This is a genomic window from Thermostilla marina, assembly GCF_054657455.1.
In genome coordinates, this window is record NZ_BAAHYR010000001.1 from 2,525,634 (window position 1) to 2,542,953 (window position 17,320).

Below are 17,320 nucleotides of genomic sequence, written 5' to 3' on the forward strand. Positions count from 1 at the left end.
GGAGACGGAATCATGCGGAAGGAACATGTCGTAGCGATTATAGCGACCGTCCTCTTGTCATTGGGAATGCTAGGCTTTTACCGGGCGGGTAATGCGGCACCGCCCCGGACCGAGCCGTTCGCCAATTCGGTCGTTCAGCGGCAAGAAATGATCAAGGAGCTTCAGGCGATTCGCCAACTCGTCGCCGAACAAAACAAGTTGTTGCAAGAGCAAAACGAACTGTTGCGGAAACAGCTCGGGCAAAAGAAATGAATATGCAAGAATCGAGTCGCGCTTCGCCCCCGTCCAACCGCGGTGTGCGAGCAGCGTTCACGCTGATCGAGCTGCTGGTGGTCGTTATGGTCATTGCGATCGTTGCAGCGGTCGTGTTGCCCGCAAGTAGCGGGAGTCAGGCCACCGCTCTGCAGGCAGCCGGGCGGAGCGTGGCGGCCGACATCGATTACGCGCGTCACTTGGCGGTGACGCTCAATACAAAGATTCGATTGACCTGGGACGTTTCCGGAAACCGGTACGTGATCGAACCGGTGGACGCAAGCATTCAGTTGCCTGCCTCACCGTTTGCCTCGGCCGAAGATACCGCCAATCGACAAGTCATTCGGTTGAACGATTTTCCCGGCTTGGGAATGCCGGTGCGACTGGCGGGAATCGTCGAAGGAAGTGCGTCTCCGGCGACGAGTTATACGCTCGAATTCGATACGTTGGGCGACTCGGAGAATCCGGATCCGGTGTACGTGTGGTTGGCATGCGGAACCGGCCAGGCGACGCGCTACATCGCTGTCGCTGTGATGCCCGTCACGGGGGAAACCTTGTTGGGTGACGTGACCGCCGCAGTACCGGGGTCGCCGGCGGCTGCGGCCTCGCTGCCGTGACAGCGAGTAAAGAGGACGCCCTGCACAGGGGTGAAACGGGGCAGGATGGTTGAACGGCGAACGCAGGAATGCGTTTGCTTCGTCGGATCAAGAAGCTTGGTACGGGTACACGACATGGTCGCGTTACTGCCCCAACGTTGTTCGCCGATCGGTGTCGACATCGGTTCTCGCGCGGTGAAGCTCGTGCAGCTTACTGCGGACGGGCGCCGTGTGTGGGAAACGTCGGCGGCCGACCTTCCAAAACGTGATCGCGACAAAGAATTACCGCACGAGGAGGCAATTGTCGATACGATCGAGCGAGCTAGACGGGGGCGCCGTTTCCGCGGGCGACAGGCCGTTTTCTGCCTGAACGCGCGCGATCTGTTCGTGCAGAATATTCGCGTTCCCTGTCAGGACGAAGGCGACTTGTTGCGAACCGTCTATGCGGAAGCCGAAACACGGTTACCGGTTCCGATGCAGGAGGCCGAGATCCGCTTTTTCGAAGCGGGGCAGGTTCGCCAAGGGGACGCCCTGCGAAGCGAATTGATCCTGATGGCATGTCGCAAACGCGCAGTCGAAAAGCTGATGGATATTGCTGATTCATGCGGTTTGCGGCTGGTCGGGGCCGACGCGGAACCAGCGGCACTGGTTCGCTGTTACGCGCAGCAATTCCGGCGGGAAGACGATCGGCAACGCACGATGATGTTCGTAAACATCGGCGCGTCGAACACGGTAGTGGCGATCGCCCGCCATGATTCGCCGATCTTCATCAAGTATGTTCCGATCGGAGGAAAGAACTTCGATGAGGCGGTGGCCCAGAGCCTGGGCATGTCGCTCGAGTCGGTCGTATTGTTACGGCGCCACAACGGCGATCGTCGGAGTGAGAATCGTGACCCCGAGATCGTGCGCAATATTGAGGATGCGGTACGTGAACCGCTGGATCGTCTAATCGCCGAGTTATCGATGTGCCTGCGATACCACAGTGTGACGTTTCGTGGGCGGACTGTAGATCGCGTGGTCGTCGGAGGTGGGGAAGCGTCGGAACGACTCGCAGGAAAGATCGGTTCGGTTTTGGGCGTTCCGACCGAGTTGGGAAACCCCTTTCGGAGCATCGAGTGTCACACGTACATCGGAAAGCCGACCGTTTGGGATGTTGCGGCCGGGTTGGCCTTGCGATCGGCCGTCAATTGAGCCGCAATTGGGAGACGACGGATAGGAGCACCCGACACCGTGCTGGAAGCTACGAATATCCGGCAAATCGATTTTCTTCCCGCCGAGCTGAGGCAGGCGCGCAACCAAAAGCGTCGCCGCCGGTCGCTCATCGCTTCGTCGGTGATCGTTTTGGCCGTAGTCTTGGGCACGGCGGCTGTCGAAGGGGGCCGGGCGTACACGCTCCATGGTGAGTTAGCCGAGGTTACGGCACACCGTGAGGCCGCACAAGCACGTGCCGCCGAGTTGATACAAGCCCGGGAACGCTTGATGGCAATGCGAGAAAAGGCCGACGTGATCGCTCTGGTTCATTCTCGTCGGCCGCGGTCGCGACTATTGCAAGGCTTGTTTGCCGCGATGCCTCCCGAATTGGTGTTGACCGATGTAACGATCGAAGAGAGTGTCGTCGCCGATTCCCAGGAAACTTTCACGGCCTCCCTACTTGGGGAACAAGATGCCGCGGACCAAGAAAAAGAGGCTTGTGGAAAATTCGTGCGGGACTGGCGAAACACGCAAACCACGATTCAAGTGTCGGGCGAAACGTCACAGACGCGGCAGCTTACCGAATGTCTGCGGGCCGTGCGCGATGTCCCGTGTTTCGAAAATGTCGAGCTGCGGTTACTCGAATCCCGTTCCGAATCCGAGGTCGGGACGAATCGATTTGCCTTTTCGGTGAGCGTTGCGCCGGAAGCCGGACGGAAAAATGGACCGGCGGCTCCGCAGGCCAGAGAACCGTATCTGGCGATTTGGGCGTACGTGTCCGAATCCGCTGAACTGTGCATCGAGGCGGCGACCGATTTGGATGACGGAAAACTTCACGTTCAAGTGTTCGAGTTGTCGGACGCTACCCGCGGGAGTCGCGAGGCTTCCGAACCGAGGGCGGACAGCCGACCGCTGGCCGAGTTCGGACTTCCTGTGAAGAACAAATCGGCCTCGATTCGTTATCCCTTGCGGCGCGTGCTCGGGCTCCGAACGTCGCTGTCATACCGGCTACTCGTTCGCGTACAACGGGAAGAGACTCCCGAACAGGGAGTCGAACGAAAAAGGTTGATCGCAGAACAACCCGTGTTTGTGCCGGCCGCCCCACAGCTCTCTGTCGGAAGAGAGCAAGAGACGCTGAGCCGACGAGGAGGAGCGGCCGACGTGCGCTAGTCGATTTCCGGTTACCGGATGGATTTCACAAGTCAGGAATCAAATAGCCTGAGAAAGGCGAAATGCGATCGATGGCAGAGCCCGAGGGACGGACAACGTTGTATTCGGTGGTCGTGACGACCTTGTTGGGATTGGCGACCGTCGTGTGCGTACTTTGGTCGGGCGAAAAGTACGCGCAGCGACTGCACCGTCGCCTGGAAGAAGAACGGATTCTCACCCAGGTAGCCGAGGAGACGATTCGAACCGTTCCCGAGGTGTCGGATCAGCTCCAGCGGACGGAGGCTTTTTTGGCTGAGTGGGACCGCCGCAAGCTGGGGGGAGACGACTTAACGCAGATCATGGGTGAACTTACCGCACTGGCGACAGCGGCCGGTGTGCAACCGACTCGAATGGCCCCGCAAGAGACCGTACGTCATGGGTGGTTGGCCGAAAGCCACCTCCGAATGACCGTGAAGGGAACCACCGATGAGATTTTCCGGTTCATCGCGCAAGCCGAAAAGCTGGACTGGGAGGTCTGGGTAAATCGCGTATCTCTGGAGCGATGCGAAGACCCTGCCGACCCGGTGTCGTGTGAAATCGACTTTGTCGGTTACGGGGAGAGTTCGGAATTTTTTGATTAGGCAAGTTGTTCCGCTTGCCGATATACGGATTGATGCGGGAAAATCTTTCCCGAAAAAAGGCAGAACGAGTTGTATGGGAAATTTAGGGCGACTGTACAAAAGATTCCAGCGTGAGGCGAGGCGGCGTCCAAAAGAGGTGCTCGTGCTCGCCGTCTTGGCTGTCGTTGCCGTACTCGTGTGGGGGCCGCGGCTGATGCCTTCGTTCGGGGAAGATGCCCAGACAGATGTGGCGGGAGCCGGGGTGACGGTCCTCTCGCCCGAAAGTGGCTCCCGAAGAACCGAGGAACCGTTGAGTTGGGATCGATTGGTTGCCTGGAATCGATCGGATCCCGCCGGTTGGGCCGGTGACGATTTCCCGTTGTTGCACGATCCGTTTGTGCCGCCGCAAGCGATGGCGGCCGAAGACGGTACACACGCAGAGGCAGGCGGCGCGTTGCATGTGGTGTCGCCTGCGGATGTGAACTTGGAGGTGACTGCCGTGTTGCTGCGCAGAGCAGGCGGCATGGCTGTGATTTCGGGTAGATTTGTCGAATTGGGGCAGGAGATACGCGTCGAGGCTGATGGGAAAGTCGGCGTGTTTACGCTGGCGGAGGTGCATGCCGATCACGTCGTGCTTGAAAGCGGCGGGCGGCGATTTTCCGTCGCCTTGCCCGGTGAGAAGACGCAAGACGACATCGAAGTTGTGCGTGCCGTGCCGGAAAACGAATGAGTCTGCATGATCGCGGAGTGCGGACGGCGGTCGTTTCCACGCCGGACGGAGCCGAAGGCACGCGACTCGCCGAATCGCAAACATTGTCACGGATGACTTCATGAAAGCGATCGTTCGTATCTTCTGGTTGAATCTGTTTCTCGCCTTGGGGGTGGGCATTGCCGTTCTCATTGCGCAACATACGGACGCGGTTGATACCGGTCCGACGGTTGCGGCCTCATCCGAAACGATCGCTCCGCAATCGCGGATCTCGGTGACTCCGGCCGAACCCGGCCCCGACGGCGCCCCGCGAGAAAGTTTCATTCGCACCGACGGCACTCCCGCGGGAAATGTTCGCCGTGCCGAGGATGCCGATCTGCCCGGAGACGTCTCGCAAAATGCCGTCGCAACGGCAAGCGACGATGATCCCGACGGAGTCGTGGGGGATCTAAAGGCGGCAGCGGGTGAGCTGCTCGGTAGGGCTGTGCCCGCCTTGGGGGGCTCGACGGCCGACTTGCAAGCCGCACTCAGCGAGGCGGCGAAGGCGCAAGGCTTGTCGCTGCCGGATTCGCCCCCGGTTGTGTTGGCAGAGGTTCAGGCTTCCGGTCGGTCGCAAGGTGGCGCGGAAATCCGTGTGCTCGAGGCGACCGCTCCTACGGAGGCCACGGAGGAAACACTCATCGATCCGGCAACGATCGCACCGCCCGAAGCATCGGAAGCCGAAGAACCTGCGGCCGACGCAACACCGACGCCCTCGGCTGCCGCGTCGCCTCGTGTGACCGTCCAACAAGGCGGCTCGTCAACGGAACAATTCAGCAAGGATGAACGACTGGACATCAATTTCCGCGATACGGATGTGCGGGAAGCCCTCGAAACGCTGAGCCGCGTCGGAAAACTCAATATCATCGCAGGCAAGAGTGTCACGGGCCAAATTACTGCTTCGTTGTCCGACGTTACCGCGGATGAGGCGTTGCAAGCTGTATTGGATGCTACCGGCTACGTGGCGCATCGCCGAGGCCGATTTGTTTTCGTCGGCACGCCGGACGATCTGAAGATCTTGGAACGGGCGGGCGACCGTGTTGGGACGCGAGTCTATCGCACGAAGTACGTTCCCGCGGCCGATCTGAAAGAACTGATTACGCCTCTGTTGACGCCGGAGATCGGCGTCGTGGCTATTTCTTCACCCGCCGAAGTCGGTATCGCTCCTGATTCGCAGAAGGCGGGCGGTGATGCGTATGCCGGCGGCGATGTGGTCGTCGTCAAGGATTACGAAGGCGTATTGCAGGAGATCGATCGGGTAATCGAGGGAGTCGATCGGCGACCGCCTCAAGTCGCCATTGAGGCGATGATCCTCTCGGTCAAACTCGACGATACCGACAAGTTCGGCGTCAGTTTCGAATTGCTCCGAAACGAAGGCCACATCAAGTTCGGTTGGGGGGCGCCTCCCAAAGACGATGTCGGAGAAATCAAACTCGACGGCGAGGGGCTGAAGATCGGCTTCCTCGACAGCACCTTTTCGACGTTCGTCCAAGCCTTGGAAGAGATCGGCGATACGAACGTGATCGCTTCGCCGCACCTGATGGTTGTGAACAAGCAAAAGGCCGAAATCCTGATCGGCCAGGAATTGGGCTATGTCAGCACGACCATCACCGAAACCAGCTCGTCGCAGAGCGTCGAGTTTTTGAAAGTGGGCGCGCAATTGATTCTGCGGCCGTTCGTGTCGTCCGACGGCCTGATTCGCATGGAGGTGCATCCGGAGTTGTCGACCGGCTCGGTCGAAGTCACGAACTCGATGACCGTTCCGAACAAAGAGACGACGCAAGTGACGACGAATATCATGGTGCCCGACGGCAAGACCGTCGTCATCGGCGGGTTGATGCGCGAGGATCTCAAGTCGAGCGGAAGCCAGGTGCCGTTGCTTGGAAATCTCCCGTTTGTCGGTGCGGCGTTCCGGAATCGGACCGAAACAATCCAACGGCAAGAGATCATTGTGCTGATCACGCCACGAATTGTTACTGACGGCGAAATGTGTACCGAAGGGGAACAAGCCGCTTGTGAATTCCACAGGCGCCAAAACGTGTACGCCGAAAAGATGAGCCCGCTGGGAAAGCGATCTTTGGCCAGGACGTATGCCCGAAAGGCTGAAAACTCAATGCTGGCGGGCGACCTCGACGCCGCGCTGCGGCAGGCCGAAATGGCGGTCCATATCGATCCGACCAGTCGGGATGCCATTGCGATCCGGGCCGAGATTTGGCAGCGGCTTCAGGCTGGCGGCATGCCTGCTCCGCTGATGCCGATGTCGGAAGAAATCTTCTTGGAAGACGCTGAAACGCCCGCCGGTACGGAAACCCCGTGAGGAGGATCGTCGATGGAGAACCGTCGCCGCAAAGAAGCTGCTTGCCGCTATGGGGTCGTGGTGGCGGGGGTGTTGTCGGTTGTCGGTTGCGCCTCGATTCCTGGTTGGACGCCGATGGAAGACGTCACCCCCCGACGGATTGCTCGGAAAGAGGCGGTGGCAGCCGATTTCGAACGAAAATATGCGTCGATCGCGATTCTGGAGGCGGAACGACTGTACCGCGCAGGGCGATACGATCAAGCCGAAGAAAAGCTCGCAGTCGCATTGCGTCAATCGCCGGATGATTCTCGCGTACTCGCCCTGGCCCGCAAACTGGCCGATTTGTCGGAAAGCGAAATGCACCGGGGGGAAGCTTCGTTGTCCGGCGGTTTGGTGGATCAACCCGACGCAAAGGATATGACGCTCGATGAACCGCTGCCGGGCGAGGTGGTCATCACATCTTATGAGGAGGCTCAGCCTACAGCAGGTAAGGAAGCGGTGCGTACAGATGCAGCGCATTCGAGTAAAGCCGCCCGCCCGCACGATACGTCTCGGTCGATCGATTCGTCCGACTCGCAATTGCGTATCGGCACGTTGCGTGAATTGCCGGAGAACGTGCGGTTGGCCGATCGCGAACGACTTGTGGCCCTCGTGAAAGGAGAACGGGCGGCATCATTTGAGGTTCGCGGAGCCGAAGGAGACGACCGCTTGTCGTCCGAAACAGGACTCGCAAAGCACGATGACGAGTCGGATTCGTATCTTGAACAGAGAAACGTCATCGAGCCGACAGTGGAAGGTGAGCGGCAAACGGTGAAGCTGCCCGATGCGGAGATGGAATCGTGGCGGCTCACCCGTGAAGATCGAGAGCTCTTGGCGGCCGCGTGCGAAGCGTTGCAAGCGGGAGAGCGACAAGAGGGCGTTTTGTTGCTTTGCGAATTGGCCGCACGATCGTCAAACCCGGTAGAAACGGCTTGCCGGGCAGCACTCACTGCGATGGAAATAGGCTGCCCCGAAGCAGCCGTTCAGGTGTTGTCTTCCGACACAGTACCGCAAAATCATTCTCTTCGCTTTTATCAGACCCGCGCTCTAGCACTTTGGCGGGCGGGCCGATTAGCTCAGGCAAAACGCGACTTGGACGTCGCGATCTCATTGGACAAGCACAATCCCCTATCCTATTTTTTGCTGGGGTGCGTGCAAGCTGAGCTGGGGCAGCAACGTGAAGCCGAGGCGAATTATCGGCTGGCGGCGTCGTTGGAGCCCCGCTTTGCCAGGTATCGCCTGCCGTAGCCTCGCCGAAAGCGAGCGGCTATCCGGCAGTTCAGCCTTCGCGCATCCTTCTCGGCGTTGCGACACTGCAACCGGGGCAGCAAGAGTTGGGTTCGGTGTCGATTGCATCCGGCAGTGAAGTTGCGTCGGGAGTTTCGGGTGCTTTCCGGATACTCAGCCGGCTGAGTCGGAAGTATTCCCGGTAAAGCATCCCAAATCGCGGGAGCGCGATCGGAATGTGGAAGGAAATCTTCTTTAGAAACGGATACCTGGCTGCCGTCGGGGTCACACTCGGCGGTTTGGGTTGCGCGTTTGCCCTTGCATTACGTTACCAGTTCGCAGGCGGTGTGCTGCCCCCTGCGGCCTTGATGATCTCATTGGGAATCGCGGCGATGGGGGCCTTCGCCATCATGGTGATCTTCGCCCTGTCGCGTCGCCAGGCCAAAGACGCCTTTTGCGCCATCGTCGATTTGTGTCGGGATGAAGGGGGGGAGATGGATCCCGCCCAGATTCGTGTCCGCTTCGGCGGTGGAGAATGGCGCGACGTCGTCGCCGAGATCGCGGAACGCATTTCCAGCTTGCACGAGCGGACCTTGCTGACCGAACAGCAACAAGTAGCCTCGGAGATGCGAATTCAACGCATCGTGCAAGAGTTGGAATTGAACCGAGTGCTTGTCGAGGCGATGCCGGACGCAATTCTCGTGGCCGATTCGTACGGAAAGATCGAGTCGGCGAATCCTGCCGCCTGCAAGCTGTTCGGGCTTTCGCCCGAGGTGATCCGAGAAGACGGTCGTACCATCGTCGAAGCGATCCAGCTTGCCGAGTTGCGGGACGTGTTGCTGGAAGATTTGCGTCACAAGCGAACAGCCGAGCGCGTGCGGGAATTGAAGATCGGCGAGGATCCGCAACACTCGAAGACTCTCCGCGTGCTTACCCGCAAGATCGGGGAAGGCCCCCGACAGTTCCTCGTGGCCGTGATCCGTGACATGACCGATTTGCAACAGTTGCGACAGCGACATGCCGAATTCGTGTCGGCGGTGAGCCACGAAATGAAAACTCCCTTGGCGGGAATCCGCGCGTACGTCGAGTTGTTGGTAGACGGCGACGCCGAGGACGAAGAAACCCGCGAAGAGTTCCTCGAAACGATTCAGTGCCAGGCCGATCGCTTGCAACGACTGATCGACAACTTGCTGAATTTGGCCCGGATTGAGGCAGGTGTCATCAAGGTGAAGAAAGAACCGCGGGCGCTGAATGAGATTCTCGAGGACGCATTTCGGATCGTGGCCCCGCAGGGCGAAGCCAAGCAACTCACGATGCATAAGGAATTGAGTTCGCTGTACCTGCCCGTACTCGGCGACCGTGATTTGCTGTTGCAGGCTGCGATCAACCTGTTGTCGAATGCGGTGAAATATACTCCCACCGGCGGCGAGGTGACATTGCGAAGTCGGGTGGTCGGCGATGCCGTCGTTTTCGAAGTCGAGGACACCGGCGTCGGGCTGAGCGAAGAAGATTGCAAACGGGTCTTCGAGCGTTTCTACCGCGTAAAGAAAGATTCACAAATGGCCTCGGGGACCGGATTGGGGCTACCGTTGGCAAAACACATTGTGGAAGACGTTCACGGTGGAACGTTGAGTGTGAAAAGTGAACTGGGGAAAGGAAGCGTGTTCGTCGCTACGATCCCGATGGTCAATCAGCACGAGCCGGTAGCGGCCGACTGAGTAGTGAAGCGACCGTCTCTTGCAGTGGATGAAGGGGAAATGGCGGCGAACGGTAAGTGAGCTGTATAAAGAGGAGGTTTCATTGCCCATGGCCGACTCGGCGAAGAAGGTGCTGCTTTGTGACGACGAATTGCCGATTCTGAAGGCCGCCCAATTCAAACTGCAACGTGCCGGTTACACGGTGCTGACTGCCGGAGACGGCGAGGAGGGGTGGGAGATCATCGAGCGAGAATCGCCTGCGATCGTGGTGACCGACTATCAGATGCCTAGGCTGGACGGCCTAGGGCTCATTCGGCGAATGCGGGAACACGACTCTACGCGCGACGTTCCGACGATTCTGCTCACCGCCAAGGGATTCGAGCTCGAGGAATCGGAATTGCGAGAACAGTACGGCGTGAGTGCATTGGTCGCGAAACCCTTCAGTCCGCGACATATTTTGAGCCTGGTCGAGGAAATCATCGGACCGGTGGCGGCCACGGCGTAAGCATCCTTTTCTGTCGTCCGTTCGATACGAATGCCCTGTTCTTGCACTTGCAAAGGGACAGGGCTTTTTCATGCGCCGGTTGTGCATTTTGTGTGCAATATTCCAAGACGCCGCAGACAGGGAATAGGACGCCTGAGGCCCGCGGTCCGATTCGTGCTATGGCGGAAAGCTATACTTGCGCGGCCCCCCGATCGTGGATCGACCGTTCGCATAGTGTTCGCGTCGTTGTCATCGGGATATGAGGCGCCAGGGCATTCGATCAGGAGTCACATCGTGAAACTGCCGACCGAGATCTTCGGGAATGTCGCCGTCGTTCATACGCCCAGTGAATTCGGCGAAGACCAGTTGCCGGCGTTTCGGGAATGCATCGGGAAGCTGGGGTTGTCGAACATCGTGGTGGACCTAGACGGAACCGAGTTGATCGACAGCGAAGCCCTTACCGAGTTGCTGGATACCGATGAACGCCTACAAGTCGAAGGAGGGCGTTTGAAGGTCGCCACGGCAAACGTGATGAACCGTCGCATATTCGAGATCACGCGGTTGGACCAGTATCTCGAAGTGTTCGACGGTGTCGTGGAGGCGGTACGTAGCTTTCGCAGGGGCCTGTGACTTCAAGGGCAATCCGCGACAGGCCGGAAACGCAGATTTTACTTGGAAAGGAAGACGGCGAGGCGTTTCCCATGATGACCCCCGAATCGACAGCTACATCGAAACGACTCGGCGATCTGCTGGTCGAGCGGCGATACTTGACCGAAGAGGATTTGCTCGAGGCGCTGCGCATCCAGAAGACCAGCGAGCGGCAACGCCTGCTGGGTGAAATCCTGATCGAGGAAGGGTTCTGCACCGAGGAGCAGGTTTCGGAATGCCTGGCTGCGGAATACGGATTTCCCTTCGCCAAGCTGGAAGCGCGGCTGTACGATTCGAAGATCATCGACGTACTACCGCGCGAGTACATCGAAAACAATCTCGTCTTGCCGCTGTTCAAGGTCCGCGACGTGTTGACGGTTGCCGTGGCGGAACCGTCGAACATGTTCCTGGCGGAAGAGATTCGGTCGCTGACCGGCTTGGAGGTGCAGGTCGTCGTGGCAACGGCGAAAGACATTCGCCGAATGATCTCGTCGTTGCCGAATTCGAAGGTGTTCGTCATCGACGACATCATCGAAGATTCCGACAGCGCAGACGTCACGCTGATCGAAGACGCCCTTGAAGATATCGGCGATATCGAAGAAGTCGCCGGACAGTCACCGGTCATTCGTCTGGTCAATTACGTCATCTACAACGCCGTCAAAGAGGGGGCCAGCGACATCCATATCGAGCCGGGCGAACGCTGTCTGCGCGTGAGGTACCGTGTCGACGGTCGGTTGCACAAGGCGCTCGATGTGCCCAGTCACCTTGCAAATGCCGTGACCAGCCGCATCAAGATCATGGCGTCCATGGACATCAGCGAGCGGCGATTGCCTCAGGACGGTCGCGTGAACGTCTTGCTGGACGGCCGGAAGATCGACCTCCGCGTGAATACGTTTCCCGGTTCGCGCGGCGAGAAGACCGTCATCCGCGTGCTCGACACGCGAGCCGTGTCTTTGAATCTCGAAGAGCTGGGGTTTGCGGAAGATATTCTCGCCCGGCTGCGCCGAGCCATTCAGGCCCCAAACGGAATCATCTTGGCTACGGGGCCGACCGGTAGCGGAAAATCGACGACCTTGTACGCCTGCCTGAACGCCATCAGTTCGATGGAAAACAACGTCTGCACGGTCGAAGATCCGATCGAGTACAACTTGCCGCTGGTGAACCAGTTTCAAGTACAAGAGAAGATCGGACTCACGTTCTCGACCGCCTTGCGAACGCTGTTGCGACAGGACCCGGACGTCATCATGGTCGGTGAGGTGCGCGACGAAGAGACCGCCCGAACTGCGATTCAAGCGGCGTTGACCGGGCACTTGGTGTTCAGCACGTTGCATACCAACGACGCGCCTTCGGCCGTGACGCGACTGATCAACATGGGCGTCGAGCCGTACTTGATCGCCGCCGCTCTGAACGCTGTGTTGGCACAGCGCTTGGTCCGGCGGATTTGCCCGAAATGCCGGGCGGAATACGAACCGCCGCGCAGCCTTCGCCGGGCATTGGAAAAGATGGGATGTCCGATCGAGACGTTCTACAAAGGCGTCGGCTGCCGACAGTGTCGAAACACCGGTTATCGCGGGCGATTGGGAATTCACGAACTGCTGATCATTACCGACGAGATTCGCGACAGTATCGTTACGAATCCCAGTGTGCATCAGTTGCGACGGTTGGCTGAACAGAACGGAATGCAAAGCCTGCGGATCGACGGTTTTCGGAAGGTGCAGGAAGGATTGACGACGGTCGAGGAGGTCCTGCACGTCGTCGGTGATGCCGGATTCGGCGAGACCTGATCCGTATCGGCGCTTTTGACGAGGAAGATCGAACGTGGCTGTCGAAGTTTTCAATTATCGCGCAAAGAACGCCGTCGGAAAAACCATCGAAGGAACGCTGGAAGCCGCCGATCGGGAAGAGGCGTGGGAACGCCTCACGCGCGAAGGATTGCGGGTTCTCGAGTTGGTGGCGGAAGAAGACGACGGGGTGGCCCTGTTCGAAGTCGTCACGCGGGCTGAAATCGTCTATCTGACGAACCAGCTTGCCGTGATGGTCGATACGGGCGTCGCGTTGTCGTCCGCGTTGCGGGCGATCGTCGAGCAGGAACGAAACCCCACACTTCGCCGTGTTCTCAAAGCGATCAGTGCCGACGTGGAAGCCGGCCAGGATTTCTCGAAGGCCCTCAAGAAACATCCCAAGTATTTCGACGAGACGTACGTCGCGTTGGTCCGCGCCAGTGAGGCGACCGGTAGCCTGGGGGAAATGCTGGAAACGATCGCCGCATACCAGCGTGCGCAATTGGAGTCGCGGGCGAAAATCCGCGGGGCAATGATCTACCCTGGGGTCATGTTGTGCTTTGCGGTTGCCGTGACGGTGTTTCTGCTCACATACGTGATGCCCAAGTTCATGCCGATCTTTCAGGCCCGGCACGTCGAATTGCCGGGCATCACGAAGTTCATGATGACCGTGTCGGAACTGGCCACCGGCTATTGGTGGGCATGGATCGGCGGCGTTGCGTCCGTCGTCGCGACATGGTATTTCGTCGGACGCACCGAAGTGGGGCGACGGGCGATCGATCGCCTGAAATTGGGGCTCCCCCTCGTGGGGCCGTTGTTACGCAAAGTGGCGATGGCGCGAAGTCTGAGAACGCTCGGAACGATGCTCGAAGCGGGGGTTCCCGTCTTGGAATCGCTCGACTTGTGTGCGGCCGTGGCCGGAAACGTCCTGTACTACGACTTATGGCAAAACGTCAAGGAAGAAATCTCGACCGGTAGGCAAATCTGCGATGCCCTGCGGAACAATCCGCTTGTGCCGCACTTGCTCGTACAGATGATCGCCTCGGGGGAAGAATCCGGGAAGCTTGGAAAGGTGTTGTTGCGGGTCGCCGAATTCTATGACCGCGATATCGAGTACGGGATCAAAAACGTCACGTCGATGCTCGAGCCGGCGATGATCATGTTCATGGGCGTGGTCGTCGGTTCCATCGGCATGGCGATGATGCTGCCGATCTTCCGGTTGAGTCGGCATCCGTAGGTTTGCGGTTGCCGGCTTCGAAAACGTTCGGTGCAAAGAGTCCACGACGAGAAAACGCCGGAGGCCCTAAAGGCCGTCCGGCGTTCTCGAAAACCTGTAGCCCTGTTGCGTCAGAACCAAGCGCAGGTGAAGCCGCCGTCGACGTTGAATGCGGCACCCGTGATATAGCTGCCTGCCTTGGGCGACAGCAAGCACAACGCGGCACCGACCAATTCATGCGGTTCACCGAATCGGTGCATCGGGGTGTGCTTCATGATGTTGTCGATACGCTCTTGGTCCAGCAACTTGCGATTCTGTTCGGCAGGGAAGAAGCCGGGGCAAATCGCGTTCACGCGGATACCCTTGTCGCCGAATTCTTGGGCGATGCCGCGAGTGAGGTTGACCACTGCGGCCTTCGAGGCGGCATAAGCGAACACCTTCGACAGCGGAAGATGCGACGTCACACTTCCGATATTGAGAATCGATCCGCCGCCGATCTCGAGCATGTGGGGAATGAATACCTGGCAGGCCTCGAACGTCCCCTTCAAGTTGACTGCCATGATCTGGTCCCATTTCGCGGGATCATGTTCCAAAAACGGCGTCCCTAGATTGATACCGGCGCAGTTGACCAGGATTTCGACCCGGCCGGTCACTTGTTTGGCTTCGTCGAGCAGGTTTTCCAGGGACGATCGCTTCGTTACGTCGACAGTCACGTACCGCACGTGATCGCCGTGTTCACGAAGCTTTGCCACTCGCGATTGGCAGGCCTGTTCGTTCAAGTCGGCGACGACGACGTTGGCACCGGCTTGCATCAATCCGGCGCACAATGCACCGCCGAGCTCACCGGCACCGCCGATGACGACCGCCGTTTGGCCCGACAGGCCGAAGAGTTCTTCGAGAAATTCGGCAGGAGTTTTCGGCATGGGCAGGCTCCCTTTCTGATCAGATCGCCCAAATTGTCTTGTGAACGTGTGAAGACCGACGTCGGCTCATGCGTCGGGCGTACGCCGCAGCTTGAGCCATTCGGCATGGAACTTCTCACCCCGCGGCTTGTCGACGCGTTCGAAAGTGTGCGCGCCGAAGTAATCGCGCTGTGCTTGCAGCAAATTGGCGGGAAGATTGGCCGAACGGAATCCATCGTAGTACACCAGCGCGGCTGCAAACGCTTGGACCGGTATGCCGTTTCGAATCGCCGTGCACACGACGTTGCGCCACGCCGGTTGGGCCTTCTCGACCGCTTCTTTGAAATACGGGGCTAGGAGAAGGTTCGACAGTTCCGGGTCGGCGTCAAACGCTTCCTTGATGCGTTCGAGGAAAACGGCGCGGATGATGCATCCCCCGCGCCATAGCATCGGAATCTCGCTGAAATTCAAGTTCCAGCCGAACAACTTGGCCGCCTCGCGCATCTGCACGAAGCCTTGGGCGTAACTGCAAATCTTCGAGGCGTACAGCGATTGCCGAACCTGTTCGATGAACGCTTGCTTGTCGCCCTCGAAGGGCGCCGGTTTGGGGCCGCCGAGAACCTTCGATGCGGCGACGCGTTCATCCTTGAGGCCCGAAAGGTTGCGGGCGTGCACGGCCTCGGTGACCAACGTACTCGGGATGCCCATTTCCAACGCGTGCTGGCTCATCCACTGGCCGGTACCTTTGGCTCCCGCGACGTCGAGGATCATATCGACCAGATCGTTACCGGTTTCGGCATCCTTGACGCTGAAAATGTCCCGCGTGATTTCGATCAAGTAGCTGTTCAGTTCGCCCTTGTACCATTCGGCGAACACGTCGTACAGTTCGGCATTCGACAGCCCTGCGATATGTTTCAAGATCCAATAGGCTTCGCAGATCAACTGCATGTCGCCGTATTCGATGCCGTTGTGAACCATCTTCACGTAGTGGCCGGCTCCATCGGAGCCCACCCATTCGCAGCACGGAATGTCGTTGTTGGGACCGACTTTTGCCGAGATGGCTTGGAAGATCGGCTTCACCAACGGCCAGGCGGCTTCACTGCCGCCGGGCATGATACTGGGACCGTGACGGGCTCCTTCCTCTCCCCCCGACACGCCGGTTCCGATGAACAGAAGCCCCTTCTCTTCGATCTCCTTGGTCCGGCGGATCGTATCCGAGAAGTGCGAGTTTCCGCCGTCGATGATCACGTCGCCCGGCGACAAGAGCGGTACGAGGTCGGCAATGACCGCGTCGACAGGTTTGCCCGCCTTCACCATCAGCATTACCTTGCGGGGTGTCGACAATGAATCGACGACCTCTTGCAGACTGTAACAGGCGACCAGTGACTTGTCTTTTCCTTCACCTTCGACGAGGTCTTTCGTCTTGCTGGCGGTGCGGTTGTACACGGCTACCTTGAAGCCGTGATCCGCCATATTCAAGGCCAGATTGCGGCCCATCACTTCCATGCCGATAACGGCAATGTCACATTTTTCGGACATGATGTGTGCTCCTACAGTATTTGGTTTTCGGGGGACGAGGAATGCCCGTGTCGGCGATCGATCTCAATTATGCTTCTTCAACCCACGGCGGATCGGCGGGCAGATATTTGTCGAAATCGTCCAACAACTCTTGCTGGTAGGCTTCGTCGAACGTTCCGTTGAGGAACCGATCGATACCTTCTTCGTAGAATCGTTTCCAGCTATCTTCTTCGTGGCCGGGGTTGATCGGGAAGAACAAGGCCCCGTTCGCCTTCGCCGCCCGATAGTCACCGGGCGCGTCGCCCAACATGAGGACGTGTCCCGGCGCATAGTTTTTCGCCAGCGACAGGTGTTCCTTTTTCGTTCCGCTCTCCTGGCCGAAGATACGCCGAACGTACTTATCGATACCGTGTTCTTGCCATTCGCGGGTGAGGGCTTCTTCGGGCGTGGCCGACACGACGACCACATCGCACTGTTGCGACAACTTTTCGAGCGATTCGCGGACGTAGGGAAACGGCGGCACGCCTTCAACCATGTCGGCTACGGTGTCGTTGACGGCCTTCGACCATTCCAAGGCGTGCGCCAGCTCCGGATCGCCGGTCTCGTCGACGGCTTTTTGCAAAGCCGGGTTGCCCAGCTTAGTTTCCTTGCTCATCCAATCTTTGACGGCCTGCGGGATGCGGATCGGAATTCCCCGGGCCTTCACTTCGGGACGCCGCGACAGCCGCTCCAGGGTTTCGATCAACGCCGGAAAACGGTTCACACCGCGAGACTTCGAGTACAGATTGACGAATTCGGCACACTGTCGGGCGTATTTGCTGACACCCTGGAGCTTGTAGTACTTGATGATGTTCGGAATGAAGCACTCCTTGTGCTTCAATTCCATGGTGTCGAAAGCGCAACCGTCGGAGTCGATGCCGACCAAAAAATCGTGTTGTTTTTCGAGTTCGATCATG

16 protein-coding genes are annotated in these 17,320 nt (G+C 58.7%); 13 read left to right on the forward strand and 3 right to left on the reverse strand.

Annotated features, from left to right (window positions below; translation table 11 throughout):
• Positions 1-12 precede the first annotated feature (12 nt).
• The 13 genes from ACYQ2I_RS09280 (at position 13) to ACYQ2I_RS09340 (ending at position 13,965) form a co-directional block, all read left to right on the forward strand.
• Positions 13-252: a hypothetical protein gene (locus ACYQ2I_RS09280; RefSeq protein ID WP_460166731.1), complete on the forward strand. Its 240-nt coding sequence runs from the start codon at positions 13-15 to the stop codon at positions 250-252.
• 2 nt (positions 253-254) lie between these two features.
• The gene (locus ACYQ2I_RS09285; RefSeq protein WP_460166732.1) at positions 255-869 is read left to right on the forward strand and encodes a prepilin-type N-terminal cleavage/methylation domain-containing protein; all 615 of its coding nucleotides are present in this window, start codon (positions 255-257) and stop codon (positions 867-869) included.
• Between the two features lie 114 nt (positions 870-983).
• A complete protein-coding gene (gene pilM, locus ACYQ2I_RS09290; protein ID WP_460166733.1) occupies positions 984-2,039 on the forward strand; it encodes a type IV pilus assembly protein PilM in 1,056 nt (351 codons plus the stop codon).
• Between the two features lie 39 nt (positions 2,040-2,078).
• Positions 2,079-3,209, forward strand: a complete 1,131-nt coding sequence (locus tag ACYQ2I_RS09295) for a hypothetical protein (RefSeq protein WP_460166734.1) — start codon at positions 2,079-2,081, stop codon at positions 3,207-3,209.
• A gap of 62 nt (positions 3,210-3,271) precedes the next feature.
• Complete coding sequence (locus ACYQ2I_RS09300; protein ID WP_460166735.1) at positions 3,272-3,829, forward strand: hypothetical protein; 558 nt, start codon at positions 3,272-3,274, stop codon at positions 3,827-3,829.
• Positions 3,830-3,902: 73 nt separating this feature from the next.
• A complete protein-coding gene (locus ACYQ2I_RS09305; protein WP_460166736.1) occupies positions 3,903-4,538 on the forward strand; it encodes a hypothetical protein in 636 nt (211 codons plus the stop codon).
• Between the two features lie 100 nt (positions 4,539-4,638).
• Complete coding sequence (locus tag ACYQ2I_RS09310; RefSeq protein ID WP_460166737.1) at positions 4,639-6,873, forward strand: hypothetical protein; 2,235 nt, start codon at positions 4,639-4,641, stop codon at positions 6,871-6,873.
• Between the two features lie 12 nt (positions 6,874-6,885).
• A complete protein-coding gene (locus ACYQ2I_RS09315; RefSeq protein WP_460166738.1) occupies positions 6,886-8,139 on the forward strand; it encodes a tetratricopeptide repeat protein in 1,254 nt (417 codons plus the stop codon).
• Positions 8,140-8,354: 215 nt separating this feature from the next.
• Complete coding sequence (locus ACYQ2I_RS09320; protein WP_460166739.1) at positions 8,355-9,836, forward strand: sensor histidine kinase; 1,482 nt, start codon at positions 8,355-8,357, stop codon at positions 9,834-9,836.
• A gap of 88 nt (positions 9,837-9,924) precedes the next feature.
• Positions 9,925-10,320: a response regulator gene (locus ACYQ2I_RS09325; protein ID WP_460166740.1), complete on the forward strand. Its 396-nt coding sequence runs from the start codon at positions 9,925-9,927 to the stop codon at positions 10,318-10,320.
• 273 nt (positions 10,321-10,593) lie between these two features.
• Complete coding sequence (locus ACYQ2I_RS09330; RefSeq protein WP_460166741.1) at positions 10,594-10,929, forward strand: STAS domain-containing protein; 336 nt, start codon at positions 10,594-10,596, stop codon at positions 10,927-10,929.
• 71 nt (positions 10,930-11,000) lie between these two features.
• Positions 11,001-12,731, forward strand: a complete 1,731-nt coding sequence (locus tag ACYQ2I_RS09335; RefSeq protein WP_460166742.1) for a GspE/PulE family protein — start codon at positions 11,001-11,003, stop codon at positions 12,729-12,731.
• A 34-nt stretch (positions 12,732-12,765) separates the two neighbouring features.
• A complete protein-coding gene (locus ACYQ2I_RS09340; protein ID WP_460166743.1) occupies positions 12,766-13,965 on the forward strand; it encodes a type II secretion system F family protein in 1,200 nt (399 codons plus the stop codon).
• A 110-nt stretch (positions 13,966-14,075) separates the two neighbouring features.
• Here ACYQ2I_RS09340 and ACYQ2I_RS09345 read toward each other — a convergent pair whose 3' ends face one another.
• The 3 genes from ACYQ2I_RS09345 to ACYQ2I_RS09355 form a co-directional block, all read right to left on the reverse strand.
• Positions 14,076-14,867: an SDR family NAD(P)-dependent oxidoreductase gene (locus tag ACYQ2I_RS09345; protein ID WP_460166744.1), complete on the reverse strand. Its 792-nt coding sequence runs from the start codon at positions 14,865-14,867 to the stop codon at positions 14,076-14,078.
• 66 nt (positions 14,868-14,933) lie between these two features.
• Positions 14,934-16,385: a decarboxylating NADP(+)-dependent phosphogluconate dehydrogenase gene (gnd, locus tag ACYQ2I_RS09350; protein ID WP_460166745.1), complete on the reverse strand. Its 1,452-nt coding sequence runs from the start codon at positions 16,383-16,385 to the stop codon at positions 14,934-14,936.
• A 67-nt stretch (positions 16,386-16,452) separates the two neighbouring features.
• Positions 16,453-17,319, reverse strand: a complete 867-nt coding sequence (locus ACYQ2I_RS09355; RefSeq protein WP_460166746.1) for an HAD family hydrolase — start codon at positions 17,317-17,319, stop codon at positions 16,453-16,455.
• Position 17,320: the final 1 nt, after the last annotated feature.

Bases quoted from the DNA above. Each gene is read 5' to 3' on its own strand.
- ACYQ2I_RS09325 (WP_460166740.1), top strand. From the start codon at position 9,925: ATGGCCGACTCGGCGAAGAAGGTGCTGCTTTGTGACGACGAATTGCCG.
- ACYQ2I_RS09315 (WP_460166738.1), top strand. From the start codon at position 6,886: ATGGAGAACCGTCGCCGCAAAGAAGCTGCTTGCCGCTATGGGGTCGTG.
- ACYQ2I_RS09300 (WP_460166735.1), top strand. From the start codon at position 3,272: ATGCGATCGATGGCAGAGCCCGAGGGACGGACAACGTTGTATTCGGTG.
- ACYQ2I_RS09345 (WP_460166744.1), bottom strand. From the start codon at position 14,867: ATGCCGAAAACTCCTGCCGAATTTCTCGAAGAACTCTTCGGCCTGTCG.
- ACYQ2I_RS09280 (WP_460166731.1), top strand. From the start codon at position 13: ATGCGGAAGGAACATGTCGTAGCGATTATAGCGACCGTCCTCTTGTCA.
- ACYQ2I_RS09285 (WP_460166732.1), top strand. From the start codon at position 255: ATGCAAGAATCGAGTCGCGCTTCGCCCCCGTCCAACCGCGGTGTGCGA.
- ACYQ2I_RS09305 (WP_460166736.1), top strand. From the start codon at position 3,903: ATGGGAAATTTAGGGCGACTGTACAAAAGATTCCAGCGTGAGGCGAGG.
- ACYQ2I_RS09355 (WP_460166746.1), bottom strand. From the start codon at position 17,319: ATGATCGAACTCGAAAAACAACACGATTTTTTGGTCGGCATCGACTCC.
- pilM (WP_460166733.1), top strand. From the start codon at position 984: ATGGTCGCGTTACTGCCCCAACGTTGTTCGCCGATCGGTGTCGACATC.
- ACYQ2I_RS09335 (WP_460166742.1), top strand. From the start codon at position 11,001: ATGATGACCCCCGAATCGACAGCTACATCGAAACGACTCGGCGATCTG.
- gnd (WP_460166745.1), bottom strand. From the start codon at position 16,385: ATGTCCGAAAAATGTGACATTGCCGTTATCGGCATGGAAGTGATGGGC.
- ACYQ2I_RS09320 (WP_460166739.1), top strand. From the start codon at position 8,355: ATGTGGAAGGAAATCTTCTTTAGAAACGGATACCTGGCTGCCGTCGGG.
- ACYQ2I_RS09310 (WP_460166737.1), top strand. From the start codon at position 4,639: ATGAAAGCGATCGTTCGTATCTTCTGGTTGAATCTGTTTCTCGCCTTG.